The 13,958-nt window shown below is 39.8% G+C and carries 14 protein-coding genes; 12 read left to right on the top strand and 2 right to left on the bottom strand.

Going from position 1 to position 13,958, the window contains the following annotated elements; all coding sequences use genetic code 11:
• The first annotated feature begins 71 nt into the window (after positions 1 to 71).
• The 12 genes from MHH86_RS16400 to MHH86_RS16345 all read left to right on the top strand — a co-directional run bounded on the left by MHH86_RS16400 (position 72) and on the right by MHH86_RS16345 (position 10,760).
• The gene (locus MHH86_RS16400; protein ID WP_036676934.1) at positions 72 to 1,370 is read left to right on the top strand and encodes an alpha-glucosidase/alpha-galactosidase; all 1,299 of its coding nucleotides are present in this window, start codon (positions 72 to 74) and stop codon (positions 1,368 to 1,370) included.
• A gap of 181 nt (positions 1,371 to 1,551) precedes the next feature.
• On the top strand, positions 1,552 to 2,229 hold the full coding sequence (locus tag MHH86_RS16395) for a succinylglutamate desuccinylase/aspartoacylase family protein (RefSeq protein ID WP_339210022.1): 678 nt from the start codon (positions 1,552 to 1,554) through the stop codon (positions 2,227 to 2,229).
• 156 nt (positions 2,230 to 2,385) lie between these two features.
• Positions 2,386 to 2,766, top strand: coding sequence for a GntR family transcriptional regulator (locus MHH86_RS16390; protein ID WP_036676940.1), 381 nt, complete (start codon positions 2,386 to 2,388; stop codon positions 2,764 to 2,766).
• Positions 2,763 to 3,632, top strand: a complete 870-nt coding sequence (locus tag MHH86_RS16385) for an ABC transporter ATP-binding protein (protein WP_036676942.1) — start codon at positions 2,763 to 2,765, stop codon at positions 3,630 to 3,632. Before MHH86_RS16390 ends, MHH86_RS16385 begins: the two co-directional genes overlap by 4 nt.
• Positions 3,625 to 4,260 carry an ABC-2 transporter permease gene (locus MHH86_RS16380; RefSeq protein WP_036676945.1) on the top strand — a complete coding sequence of 212 codons (636 nt, stop codon included), beginning with the start codon at positions 3,625 to 3,627 and terminating at the stop codon, positions 4,258 to 4,260. The genes MHH86_RS16385 and MHH86_RS16380 overlap by 8 nt, the downstream gene beginning before the upstream one ends.
• Before the next feature lie 17 nt (positions 4,261 to 4,277).
• On the top strand, positions 4,278 to 4,916 hold the full coding sequence (locus MHH86_RS16375; protein ID WP_036676948.1) for an ABC-2 transporter permease: 639 nt from the start codon (positions 4,278 to 4,280) through the stop codon (positions 4,914 to 4,916).
• An 81-nt stretch (positions 4,917 to 4,997) separates the two neighbouring features.
• Positions 4,998 to 6,092, top strand: coding sequence for a HAMP domain-containing sensor histidine kinase (locus MHH86_RS16370; protein ID WP_036676951.1), 1,095 nt, complete (start codon positions 4,998 to 5,000; stop codon positions 6,090 to 6,092).
• Between the two features lie 190 nt (positions 6,093 to 6,282).
• Positions 6,283 to 6,699: a MarR family transcriptional regulator gene (locus MHH86_RS16365; protein WP_254848917.1), complete on the top strand. Its 417-nt coding sequence runs from the start codon at positions 6,283 to 6,285 to the stop codon at positions 6,697 to 6,699.
• A gap of 62 nt (positions 6,700 to 6,761) precedes the next feature.
• Entirely contained in the window at positions 6,762 to 6,974 is a 213-nt protein-coding gene (locus MHH86_RS16360; protein ID WP_036676956.1) for a DUF896 domain-containing protein, read from the top strand.
• Positions 6,975 to 7,253: 279 nt separating this feature from the next.
• Positions 7,254 to 8,192, top strand: coding sequence for an alpha/beta hydrolase (locus MHH86_RS16355; RefSeq protein ID WP_094900689.1), 939 nt, complete (start codon positions 7,254 to 7,256; stop codon positions 8,190 to 8,192).
• 147 nt (positions 8,193 to 8,339) lie between these two features.
• On the top strand, positions 8,340 to 10,217 hold the full coding sequence (asnB, locus tag MHH86_RS16350) for an asparagine synthase (glutamine-hydrolyzing) (RefSeq protein ID WP_076141278.1): 1,878 nt from the start codon (positions 8,340 to 8,342) through the stop codon (positions 10,215 to 10,217).
• A gap of 15 nt (positions 10,218 to 10,232) precedes the next feature.
• Positions 10,233 to 10,760: a putative immunity protein gene (locus MHH86_RS16345; RefSeq protein WP_076141277.1), complete on the top strand. Its 528-nt coding sequence runs from the start codon at positions 10,233 to 10,235 to the stop codon at positions 10,758 to 10,760.
• A gap of 832 nt (positions 10,761 to 11,592) precedes the next feature.
• On the opposite strand, the gene MHH86_RS16340 is transcribed toward MHH86_RS16345, so the two are convergent.
• Together MHH86_RS16340 and MHH86_RS16335 are read right to left on the bottom strand one after the other, a co-directional pair.
• On the bottom strand, positions 11,593 to 12,006 hold the full coding sequence (locus MHH86_RS16340; RefSeq protein ID WP_076223752.1) for an ATP-binding protein: 414 nt from the start codon (positions 12,004 to 12,006) through the stop codon (positions 11,593 to 11,595).
• A 371-nt stretch (positions 12,007 to 12,377) separates the two neighbouring features.
• Positions 12,378 to 13,877, bottom strand: coding sequence for a dienelactone hydrolase (locus MHH86_RS16335; protein ID WP_342479361.1), 1,500 nt, complete (start codon positions 13,875 to 13,877; stop codon positions 12,378 to 12,380).
• Positions 13,878 to 13,958: the final 81 nt, after the last annotated feature.

Here is a 13,958-nt window from a genome sequence, read left to right as displayed (position 1 = left end):
ATAGTTTACTCTACTCCATAAAACTGCGATGTTAACACCGTTCACCTCACCTATAAGGAGGAATATTTCATATGTCTAAAATTACATTTATCGGAGCGGGCAGCACCGTATTCGCCAAAAACGTGTTGGGAGATTGTATGAGAACGCCAGCCCTGCAAGGGTTTGAACTTGCCCTGTATGATATTGATCTGCAACGCCTTAAAGATTCCGAGAATATGCTTAATAATATAAAAGAGAGCAGCGGCAGCACTTGTGTTGTGAAATCCTATACGGATCGTAAAGAAGCTTTGCGTGGAGCTAAATATGTCATTAATGCAATCCAAGTGGGAGGTTACGATCCTTGCACCATCACAGATTTTGAAATTCCGAAGAAATATGGCTTGCGGCAAACGATTGCGGACACAGTTGGCATAGGTGGGATATTCCGTAACCTGCGTACTATTCCAGTGATGCTGGACTTTGCTGCGGATGTACGGGAGGTTTGTCCGGACGCACTCTTTATGAACTATACGAATCCTATGGCAGTTCTGACCAATGTGATGAATACCTATGGCGGTGTAAAGACGGTGGGATTATGTCATAGTGTGCAGCATTGTATTCCGGGCTTGTTCGAGCATCTGGGTATGGATCAGACAGGTGTTCAGGCTAAGATCGCTGGGATTAACCATATGGCTTGGTTATTGGAGGTTACTAAAGACGGCGAGGATTTGTATCCGGAAATTAAACGCCGTGCAGCTGAGAAGCAAAAAGAACATCACGGAGACATGGTCCGTTATGAAATGATGCTTAAATTCGGTTACTACATTACGGAATCTTCGGAACATAACGCAGAGTATCATCCTTATTTTATCAAACGTAATTACCCTGAGCTTATCGAACGGTTTCAAATTCCACTCGACGAGTATCCACGCCGCTGTGTAGATCAAATTGAACGTTGGCAACAAATGCGGGAAGAATTGGTTAATAACAAAGAACTTAAACATGAACGTTCGCATGAATATGCGTCTTATATCATGGAAGCCATCGAAACTAATGTGCCTTTCAAAATAGGTGGCAATGTTATGAACACAGGTCTTATCACCAATTTGCCAAATGAAGCATGTGTAGAGGTCCCTTGTTTAGTAGATAGAAGCGGAGTAACTCCGACCTACGTGGGAGATCTGCCTCCGCAGTGCGCCGCACTAAATCGTACAAACATCAATACACAGCTGTTAACGATCGAAGCGGCCATTACCCATAAGAAAGAGCATATCTATCACGCCGCAATGCTTGATCCACATACAGCAGCTGAATTGTCGATGGATGACATTACAAATATGTGCGACGAGCTGATCACAGCCCATGGAGACTGGCTCCCGGCGTATAAATAAATTAACTAGTTAGGACTAAGGAAGCCTGAGAAATCAGGCTTTTTTTGAATATATTTCTACGAGAAACGATTGTTATCTTTAAAAAAAGACAACGTCGTTTCTTCTTGCTTATCTGTCTAGGACAACTGGGGTATATCGGAATACACATATATGGATTATCTAAATGTGGAGGTGATCCTTTATGATCGTTGAAAGCTATACCTTAGCATCGTCCACAGCTTTTGCTACCCCTTATTATGTGATTAGAGGTGAGCTTCCTGGTCCTGTCTTTATGGTGGTGTCGGGGATACATGGGAATGAGACAGGAAGTATTCGTGCCGCACAGATCATTGTAGAACGTTTTAACCAGAGAAGGTTGTATATACACCGGGGCACGATCATTGTAGTTCCTCTATTGAATCAAAAAGCTTACCGCAAACGGATCAGAGGTGTACCCGATTTAAATCGCACCTTTCCACGTTCTAACAAAGTAGTGGCAAAACATCCATTAGCTTCAGCTTTGCTACAGCTAGTACTAAGATATCGTCCCACCTGGTTTCTGGATCTTCATGAAGCAAATGGGTTGTCACAAAAAAATCCGAAGCGACTTGGCCAGTCGATCATCGTCACTCCGGGAAGCCGAGGAATAGGTACAGCAAAACGTGTCATCAAAGGCATTAATCGAACGATTCCCAAAACCGCTTATCATTTTAATATCCGTTTACGGGAGCGCCCCGGCTCCTCAAGGGCAGCCGTTACCCGTATATTAGGGGCTAAAGTATTTACTGTGGAAACCTGCTGGAGCCTTGATCGTGAGCTACGGATTCGCTATCAGATAGATATTGTTAGCCGTTTTTTAAAAAGTGCTGGATTATTGTGATGGAGAAAATATCTGATAACTGTGTAAGCTGGTTCTTAGATCCTAGGAATCAGCTTTTTTGCCGATACAAGAAAGGTAATTGACAACATTGAGTATAGTGTATATATTACATATATACATTGATAACACATAAACTAGGAGTGAGGGCACGATTCCATGAACATATTGATATCCAACACTTCCGGTGAACCCATCTATGCACAGATTGTCAGCCAGATCCGCCAGATGATTCTGCAAGGAGAATTAGTGTCTGGTACCCCATTACCTTCTATCCGGCTATTAGCCAAAGAGCTGCAGATTAGCGTAATTACAACGAAACGAGCCTATGAAGAACTGGAGAGAGAAGGGCTTATCAATTCAATTGTGGGGAAAGGTTCCTTTGTTTCTGGTGCAGATCAGGAGTTTATTCGGGAACAACGGCTACGGATTATGGAGCAAAAAATGAAGGAGATTATCGACGAGAGTAAAATGCTGGGGATTAATTTTGCTGAGTTTAGTGAGATGTTGAAATTGCTTTATGAGGAGGAGACAGAATGAAAGAAGTCATTCAATTGGACCAAATTTCTAAAAAATATGGCCATTTTAGCCTATGCGAACTTACGTTCGGTATCAAAGAAGGGTATATCACGGGGCTAATTGGGCCGAATGGGGCAGGGAAAACAACAATAATTAAAATGATGATGGGGATGGTGTTTCCTGATCGCGGCAGCGTCAAGATTTTTGACCAAGAGATGTCTATTCATGAAGCAGAGAATAAGGATCGGATTGGCTATGTCTCCGATGAAAATTACTTTTACGATCAATTAACCATCGATCAGATGAGTAAGATTATTGCTCCTTTTTATAGTCGTTGGGATCAAGAAACGTATAGGAAATACATAGAGATGTTCAAGCTTTCCCCGCGGAAAAAGATTAAGGAGCTCTCCAAAGGAATGAAAATGAAGTATTCGCTCGCTATTGCCTTATCACATGGTGCAGATCTGCTCATTATGGATGAACCTACTGCAGGACTTGATCCTATATTCCGAAGAGAGTTGCTTGATTTGCTTAGTGAGCATATCCAGGATGAGAAGAAGTCTATTCTTTTTTCAACGCATAATACGACTGATTTGGACCGGATCGCAGACTATATTGTTTTTGTGAATGAAGGGCGCCTAGTATTTAATGAAATGAAAGAATCTCTAGCCAACAAATATATGCTGGTTAAAGGCAAAAAAGAGTTGCTTGATCGGGATGTACGAAAATGGTTCATCGGGCTTAGAGAGACGGAAGTTGGTTTCGAGGGTCTTCTGAACAATCGCTCTGAGGGGGAACACTTCTTTAAAGGTCATGCCATATGCGAAACACCTACTCTGGAAGAAATCATGTATTTTACGGTAAAGGGAAACACTTTGTATGTTTAATCTCTTTTTGCTGATTCGAAAAGACTTTATTCTCCTGCGGAATTTTATCCCTATATTTCTCTTGAGTATCTTGTTTATCGCATATGTTCAACTGGATAACTCCAGCATGTTTGCTACATTTCAATCTTTACTGTTGCTCGTATACTCCTGTTCTATGGATGCACAGAATAACAACACAAAGTTTGTTATAGGGTTGCCAGTAAGACGGCAAGAGATTATCTTGGCTAAATACTTATCACTTGTTCCTTATTGTTTCATCGGTTTGGTTTGCTCTTTAGCTTTGTTACTAATTTCCTTTTCATTTGGATATTCCATAAGCCCGTTTTATTGGATAGGGGTATCTTTAACATTACTGATGATTCCTTTGACTGCGTCTATTTATCTGCCGATTCATTATTGGCTTGGTTCCAAAAACTATTACTTCAATATCCTTTTTAATGTAGTAATAACGATAACCACCCTAAACACTGGATCTTCACTCTCAAATTCATCCTTTTTCTTAACGATTACCCATTTAAAGCTGCAAGATCATCTGGTGCCGGTTGGTTTGACAGGGATTGTTTATCTATCTATATTGTACTGCTCGTATAGAATTTCACTACGATTGTTTAGCAAGGAAGAGTTATAAGCTAAGGAGGACGTAAAGTGTATAAATCATTTTTTTTAATTCAAAAAGACTTCATTCTTTTGCGTAAATTTCTGATGCTGCTAATCCCTTTCTTTATTTTCATAGCATACTCAAACTATCATAGCTTCAGTTTATTTACGGTAATGCCACCTATGCTGTTATTGATAAGCTCCTGTTCAATGGATACTCAGCAGATGACGCAACGGTTTCTCGTTAATCTCCCTGTACGGAGACAAGAGCTTGTCCGTGCCAAATATTTTTCGATCCTTCCGTTTGCTCTTGTCGGGCTGGCAGCAACGGCCTTTACCTATCTCCTGATTGTTGTGACAGGTAAAGCCGTAACCCCTCATTTTTGGCAAGAGGTTGGTATTACGATATCCATTTTCCCTCTCCTTGCGATGCTTTATTTACCGATTCATTACTGGTTAGGGGCAAAGGGGGCACAAGTGGTTAATCTTGTATTTATGATGATTGTTATGTTTGGCCCGAACGTGTTTAGCTTTTTGATCCAGTGGATACCTGATGTGAACAGATGGCTAAGTTTTGGAGTGAAAGGTACGGTCATTCCCTTTATAATCCTAGGGCTGGCTTATATATTCTTGCTTAGCTGTTCATATATCATTTCTCTGCGGATTTTTGTGCGGAAAGATCTTTAATTCGAAGGATTTGAGATTTTGAATGAATTCATATACCATTGTCACTACAAAGATAAATAGTAGGGGAAGGGTATACAACCAATGCCTAAAATGATTTATAGCTTTCGTACAAAAATGATTATGCTGCTGATGGCCAGTATGCTTGTATCCGGTGGAATTACCTTTTCAATCTATAAAATTCTGCAGAGATATTATCGATCAGAGGTCTTATTAGAAAATCCATTGACTAAAGTTCGCTACTTGATGCGGGATATCGGTGATGTTAATGCGTTTTTGATTATCTTCATTCCTTTGGCCATCTTATTCTTTTTTATATTTACTAAACCATATGCAAATTATTTCAAGGAAATCTCGAAAGGGATCCATCAGCTGGCGTCGGGTGATTTCTCGGAGCGGGTGGATATCCCTTCTAAAGATGAATTCGGCCTTATTGGCCATGATATCAATCTGGCTATTGATCATCTTCAGGAAGCTATTGAGCGGGGAGACTTTGCGGAGAGCAGTAAAGATCAACTTGTGTTAAATCTGGCACATGATCTGCGTACTCCACTTACCTCAGTTATAGGTTATTTGGATTTTATCCTTAAGGACAATGAATTAACGCCAGAACAGACCAGACATTACACAACGATTGCTTATACTAAATCTCAACGTTTGGAAAAATTAATTGATGAGCTATTTGAAATCACAAGAATGAACTATGGTAAGCTTACGCTTGAGAAAACCTCGATCGACCTTAGTGAGCTTCTTTTACAATTAAATGAAGAGTTATATCCCGTTTTTGAGAAAAATGGTCTTACTTCCCGTTTGGATGTAACCCAACCTCTGAAGATAGAGGGTGACGGTGAGCTGCTGGCACGTGTATTTGAGAATCTTCTCACTAACGCAGCGCGATACGGAAGCGACGGTCAATTTATTGATATTCATGGGTATTTAGAAGAAAACGAAGTCGTTATTGAGATTATTAACTATGGAGATTGTATTGATCCGGAAGAGCTGCCGCGTATTTTTGATATGTTCTACACCGGGGATCGAGCGCGAACGCATCCCACAGGGAGTACGGGACTGGGCTTATTTATCACTAAAAACATTGTGGAACAACATGCTGGAACAGTTTCTGCACAAAGCAGTGTAGTGCGGACGATGTTTGAAGTGCGGCTTCCACAAAATAATTGAGAACGAAGTCAAGTGTTGACTGGGCAGGAGTAAAAAAATAAGATCTACGTGATCTTGTGGTTTTACTCCTTTTTTAATGGTTTGGTCAGCAAACAGGATGAACGTTACGGACATTTATTTGAAATTTTTAATAAATCGTGATATTATTAGCTTGCTAAGTAATTTGTAAGGCAGTACGGAGGAAATATCTGTGATAGAAGATGAGATAAGGGAACTACTGGATAGAATATCAGCGGAAATGCGTAGAGATTATGCAGAGCTGCTTAGAGAACTTAATCTTCATGTGGGTCAAGAACAGTTATTATGCCGGTTATGGAGAACAGATGGAATGACACAGATACAGCTAAGTGAACGCTTGAATTGTGAGCCTCCAACCATAACAAATATGGTGAAATCTCTTGAAAATCATGGGTTTGTTGTTCGAAAAAGAGATCCTGAAGATGGCAGAGTTAGCCGAGTGTATCTAACCCCAGCCGGACGTAATCTCTGCGAACCTGTGGAACAGATCTGGAACAAACAGCTGGATAAATTACTAGCCGGAATTATACCTGAAGAACGTTTATTATTAAGAAGACTTATGAAACAAATGGCTGATAATTTAGCTTGAATCTGGAACTAATCGCCATAACCGTTAGTAAGCTAATTAAAACTAAGAAAAGAGGAACATAGATGATTACAAGTTTGACTCGCATCAATGAATTAGCTAAGAAAGAACGTGAAGTAGGTCTGACACAAGGCGAATGGGTTGAACAGATCGCATTGCGTGAAGACTACCTGCGTGAAATTCGTGGACAAGTTCGTAACAGTCTTTCTGGAGTGACAATTTTAGATCCGGATGGAAATGATGTAACTCCTGAGAAGCTTCGTGCAGCGCGTAAATAATCAATGAACTAATAAGTGGAAACTACACCTTTAGAAAACGTTGAATTGGCCTATGGTTAATCGACGGATAACTAAAGGTGTTTTTTTGTTATTCCAATCTTAACAGAAGCTTAAATCGTTATCATTAGGGGCTGTTGAAAGTTAAGAATCAATTAAACTTGCGTTACACAGGATCTAAGACTGGATTGATAGAATGGAATAGACAAAAGATAAGGGATAACAAGAAGGGGTGCAGAAGTTGGAGAAACTAAAAGAAACATCAAGGAAGGAAATGAAAGTATGAAGAAAACATTATTAATTTTACTTAAAGTAATAGTCGCTATAGTCATCCTCCTAGCACTTTTTCTGGTCATCGTTTTTACAGTCAATGTGATCAGCAATAAAGTGGAGAAAGGAAAAATAGAACCCTATGGTCAGCTTGTACCTGTCGACGGGAAAAAGATGAATGTAACCATACAAGGGCAAGGCAAGGAAACGGTCGTGTTACTCCCAGGGTTTGGAACCGCATCACCCGTAATTGATTTCAAACCACTTGTAGATGAACTGACTCCTTTCTATAAAGTTGTAGTAGTTGAGCCGTTTGGTTATGGACTAAGTGATGTCACCACAAAAGAACGAACGGTCGACAATATAGTGAGTGAGCTTCATGAAGCTTTACAAGAATTAAAGATAGATCGTTATATTCTGATGGGACACTCTATAGCAGGAATTTACGGACTGGACTATGTGAACAAATACGAAAACGAAGTTAGTGCATTCGTAGGCATCGACAGCAGCGTACCCACACAAGGGGGCAACGATGAAGAATTTCCATCAGGAACCTATAAGCTGCTTAAAAAATCAGGATTTATGCGATTGCTAGTAAAACTCAACCCGGATCAAATCGTTACACCAAGTGATGATGAGGAAACTAAAGAACAAAATAGAATGATTTCACTTAAAAACATGATGAATCCTAATATCATCAGCGAAGCAGAGCATTTTAAAAGCAATTTCAAAGCCACGGAAACATTAAATTTCCCTAAAGATCTTCCTGTTATTTTCTTCCTAGTGAAAGACAATACGGATGTTCCAGGCTGGGAATCCCTGCATAAAGAACAGATTAAAGACTCCTTACACGGGAAATTGATGTTGCTTGATGGGGAGCATTATTTGCACCATACCCGATCTAAAGACATTGTCGAGAACTTTAGAAGCTTTCTGGGAGAGATAAAGTAAAAATGAATGAGAAAAGCCTGCTAATACAGGCTTTTCTTTTTTTATATTTTCAAATAAGTGAATCCTTTAGAAAAAAATGATAAATTTATCAAAGCAATTATGGGCACTCTATATCCTAATCTTTATAATAGGAAGGACTGCCAGAGTATGTGCGGAATAGCAGGAATATTAAAATATAATGGACAGCCACCACATGAAGAAACCTTAAAACAAATGACAGGGGTTATGAATCACCGAGGTCCCAATCATGAGGGAGTATGGCTCGATTCTCGCATTGGACTTGGTTTTCGCAGATTGTCTGTAATTGATTTACGTGATGGCAATCAACCGATGACGAATGAAGATCGTACTCTTTGGATTATTTTTAATGGTGAAATCTATAATTATAAAACACTACGAGATCAACTTAAGCTAAAGGGACATCACTTTCAGACGCAATCAGATACAGAGGTCATTGTGCATTTATTTGAGGAATACGGCAAGGACTGTGTCCATCATTTACGTGGAATGTTTAGTTTTGCGATTTGGGATCTTAAGGAACAATCTCTTTTTGCTGCTAGAGATCATTTCGGGATCAAGCCTTTTTATTATTACAAAGACGAAAATAATCTTTTATTTGCTTCGGAAATTAAAAGCATACTTGCAGTGCAAGGGGTACCCAGAAAGCTTCAGTATCAAAGTTTATTCAGCTACTTAACTTTTCAGTATGTCCCGCATCCTGATACGATGTTTGAACACATTCATAAATTAGGACCTGCAGAGCGAGTATTTGTTAACTCGGAAGGTGAAATGAAGATCGAGAAATATTGGGAACCCCATTTTCAACCGGTAGTACGATCTTTAGCAGACTACGCAGAAGAAATTCAGTGGAAATTGAAAGAGTCTGTAAACCTTCATTTACAAAGTGATGTGAATAGAGGATGTTTTTTGTCCAGTGGAATTGACTCTACAGCTATAGCTGCAATGATGAGAACAGAAGAATCCACCAAAACCTTTTCAATTGGATTTGAAGGGTTGAACAATGAAACAATCATTGCAAATCAAACAGCAGCCAAACTGGGGACAGATCATTATTTTCACATCTTATCGCAAAAAGACTTTTTTGAAAGTATCCCGAAAACGGTCTGGCATCTAGATGAACCTGTAGCGGATCCTTCTGCCATTGCACTCTATCATCTAAACCAGCTTGCCAAAGAACATGTTACGGTTGTCTTATCAGGGGAAGGTGCTGACGAATTATTCGGAGGATACAGAATCTATAGAGAGCCAAATGCTTTAAGACCGATAACCTGGATGCCTAACTTTATAAAGGATTCGTTACGAAAATCATTATCCGTATATCCCTATCATTTTTATGGAAAAAATTATTTGCTTCGGGGTCTGACACCTTTAGAAGAACGTTTTTTCGGTAATGCGAACATCTTCAACAAAACCGGTAAGATGAATTTGCTCCACGAATCGGTACACGCTCAGCATAGCTTTTTACATCCCGCGGATATCGTTAAGCCTTTTTATGATAAGACAGCTCACCTAGACCCTACGACAAGAATGCAGTTTATTGATATGAATTTTTGGTTACCTGGAGATATTTTATCAAAAGCAGATAAGCTATCCATGGCACATTCATTAGAATTAAGAGTCCCATTTTTAGATAAAGAGGTTTTCGAAACGGCTAGTAAAATACCTGTATCCAATCGGATTGGGCAAAAAACAACAAAACTTGCTTTGCGTAAAGCTATGGAAGGAATCGTTCCGGAAGCTATTGTGAATCGCCCGAAACTAGGATTTCCCGTACCCATTCGTGATTGGCTCAAAACTCCAACTTCAGATATAATGTTCGAACAAATACGATATAGTGGCATTGAAGAAATATTCAATATGAATATCATCGAAGAGATGTTTACCCAGCATCGGAGTAATAAAGGCGACTATTCGCGTAGAATATGGCTAATTTACATTTTTTCAGTATGGTACACTCTTTTTATAAAAGAAGATCTGAAGCAATTAAATAGTGCCGTATTGTAATGGGGGAGTGATTCGTTGAATATTGAGGAATATGCATGGAATAAACATGAACAGCAATTAAGAGAAACTAACATGTTTACTTATACTAGTCCAAAGATAAAGATTATAGATAACCATGAATTAAGAAATTGGCTTGAAGAAACGCTTGAAGAGCTGCCGCAGAAGTTTCTGGCCAAATGGGCTTTGAAAGTAGCAGTTGAGCACCTGGATCATCTGGACCAGCAGCTTGTAAATGACCCGCGGATTGATTTAGGTATAAAAACGCTAGAAAAGCGTATAACTGGTGAGATTAGAGCCTTTGATTTAAGAAAAGTTGGATTCATAGTCAATGAATTGGCCAAAGAGTCCACAACCGAGGTTAGTAAGTATGCTGCCCGTTCTTTTGCACAAGCCATTGCAACTGGACATATGAGAGGACATGCTATGGTTTGCAGTGACTATGCAGTTAAACTAGTGAATTACATATCAGAACATTCTTCAGTTGCAGAGGCAGCTACTAAAGAACGGGAAAGACAATTAAGGATAGCTGAAGAGTTGCTTTGAAATTAAAGCTTTAAAGATGAACATGTATGAGGATGATTCTAAAAGTTAAATACTGGTAATAATTAACTTTTTATAATCGAGAGTTATTTAATCTAATGCAACAATAAAAACATTATCAGCACTTAAAGTTTTATGCGACACTCTGATGAGCTTTAAAGCTTAATAATCGTTTAAGATAAATCGATTACTAAATAAGAATCAATTGCTTATGAAAGGGCAGCTATTTTGAACAGGTTTGAACATTGATTAGATAATCATTAATAGACAGTAAATAGGCAATAATTTGGATCAAATTGGTTGGTTCCTTTAATTTATATACTACTTCCTCACAAAACCCGTATTTTGTACATATGTCACTAAGATGCATTCTACTTAGACTATACATAGATCTATATGGATTGTGTCACAATCTAGGGGTTTATATTATTTGATCTATTTATCACTTCCTCTTTCGAGTTCCGAGCAATAACCACATCATTAATTAGAGCCTTGCGATTTCGACTGGCCATATCAATTGCTCAGAGTTTCATCAACCACTTATAGGACGACACACAAATGCATTCAAAAAAACTGTTGAGCTGATTCAACGGTTTTTTTGAAATTCCTACAAGGCATCACATCCAAGTTAAACATTGAGCGATAATCACCCTTTGTTTATATGCGCTAATAACCGGTAGCGAAGCCATATAATCTTCTTCGCTTATTGCACAGGATGTACTAATTTCTTCTTTTTTGAAAAGATTAGATAATAAAGAACTTTGCTGCGTTCTATAGATATCCCCAAAAGTCCCGACAACAATTGTAAGTCTCTTTTGAAGAGTACTATTATTATTTAACTAATCACCGGAAAACGAATCATAACTGTCGTACCACACCCTACCCCGCTGCTAATGTGGACAGTACCTTGATGTTGATCGACGATCCAACGTGCGATCGATAGCCCTAGACCTGCTCCATGATCCCCTCTACTTCTAGAGGAATCTCCCTTATAAAAGCGATTAAATACGAGTGGTAATTCATGTTCCGAAATACCCACTCCGTTATCCTTGACGGTTACAAGAACTGATTTCCCCTGCCTAAGACACTCAAGATCGATTTGCCCATCCGCCTGCGTAAATTTAATGGCATTGTCCAACAAAATCATGAACAACTGTATGAGACGATTCTCATCTCCATTCATGAGCAATTCCGAGCCTTCGACATGAAGCTGTACCCGCAACTGCTTGTAATCCATTATTGGCTCCATTTTTTTGGCGATCTCTTTAATGATCCCGTCAATACTAACAGGTGTGCATGAGATAACTTCCTCATGTGAACGCCTCTTGCCAGAAGAAGTAGGCCGTCTACCATGTTGCTCATTCTTTTGGTTTCTTTCAGAATGGCTGAAAATTGGAGCACTTTCTTCCTCGATCGTATGATCGGGATGGCGTAACAATATTCTACTTCGGCTACGGTACTTAAAAGGGTAAAGTTAACGGGTGGCCGTTAGCTTAATAAAAAGACAGCCGATCATCTAGACGGCTGCTATCGTGTATGGATTGATCGATCATTCCCCGTAAGCGTAATGATGTTGCTTCAGTCTAAAATAACTGCAATCATATTAACCTGCTCCGTAATTTATAGCGAGGTTACGAACTTCACCTCCGGAAAACGGCTATCCGGTCCTTTCATTAAGATTCCGTCTTGATTTTTCAGATACATATCGAAGAAATTCAGCATATAGGTATTGGTAACGGAGTCCGCTCTATCGGGCTTAATCTTTCCTGTAATGCCCAGCATTTTGAAAATCGGAGAAATGAACTGTACGTCGGTAAAATTCAAATGCTCCGTATTTTCGATATAGAGGACTTGTCCCCCTTCGTCGACCGCTTTGCGCATTCGTTCTAGCTCTAACTTTTTATCTTCCGTTACTTGATCCTCCCACTCTCTGGTTGAGCCCATACGGTTAATTTCTGCATCCGTGTAGACCCGGTTATCCATCACCATTTTTAATTTTTCAAAATAGCTTTCCGAGTTGAGGAATAAAAACGGCTTTTGCAGTCCCTCTCTTTCACGCAGACGATAAAGCCCTCCATCCAGGTCTATGCCAACCGCGATTCGCGGATCGTAAGAAGCGTCATAAGCCGTTGCTCCACCGATAGAATGACCGAACACCCCGACATGGTCGAGATCAATCCAGCCTTTTAGATGACTTGGAATCTGCCCCGATTGGATAAGTTCGAATTGGTCCAGCACAAACACCACATCGTCGGTTAAAACTTTCCCTAACTTGTCGCGATTTCCGCTTTCCGTCCGATAATCATGGTCAGGCGAGAATAAGTCGTTGGTTGTGCTGGTCGTGATTCGACCGTCCGGAAACTCGGTTGCAGATGTGTTGTAGGTGTGGTCTATCATTGCCACGATATATCCGTGACTCGCGAGATATTCGACTTGCGACGTGTGGAGGAACCTAGAAGAGCCGTTGCCGGGATTCCCAAGGATCAGTGGGTATGAAGTCTGTGCCGTAGAGATTTCCGCCTCCGAATATGCATGACTGGATACGTACTTCAGGTGTTGAAAAGTAAACCCGGGAAGACCATAGTTCGCGGCCATATAACTTAAAATCCGCGTATCGGGAATAAAAGCAGTTCGCTTGCCACTACCAGCTTGAGTCGGATACCATACCTGAACCATCAATTCTCTTTTACCCTCTCTTGCTTTATCAAAAATCTCTTCCCTATTGGTATCCACAAAATGAAACGTTTGAGTTCCTACCTTAAATTTGCCTGTCAGTTCAGGGAGTTTAAATACAGGAAAAGCATACATGAGGACCGCTGTTCCGACCAGCATGATCGCTATAGCGGTATAAGCTGAACCCAACAGGAATCGAGGGATTTTTTGGAAACTGATTTTTTTTAAATAACTATAACTTGAAATGGCTAAAAAAAAGACCGTTATGCAATATGATAAAAACAGCTGCACTCGGTATCCTTCCACCGTCCAATGAATGACCAGTAAAACTGCGGCGATCCCGCTTGCAACGAATACTGGAATTATACGCTGACCTTTTTTTAATACAACTGTTAATACAAACAAACTGATGTTTGACAAATATAGCAATAATTCAAACAATCTCATCTCAAGTCTCCTTTAAAAAAATTTCATTTTCATTTGTTCCAATCATTCCTGCCTAGCTAGCCTAACCTCCCCTCCTTTTGC

Origin of the sequence: Paenibacillus sp. FSL F4-0097 (assembly GCF_038593125.1) — a bacterium.
Classification (GTDB): domain Bacteria; phylum Bacillota; class Bacilli; order Paenibacillales; family Paenibacillaceae; genus Paenibacillus_AQ; species Paenibacillus_AQ odorifer.
The sequence above is the reverse complement of the archived record's forward strand: the minus strand, read 5'-3'. Positions and strand labels throughout refer to the sequence as shown.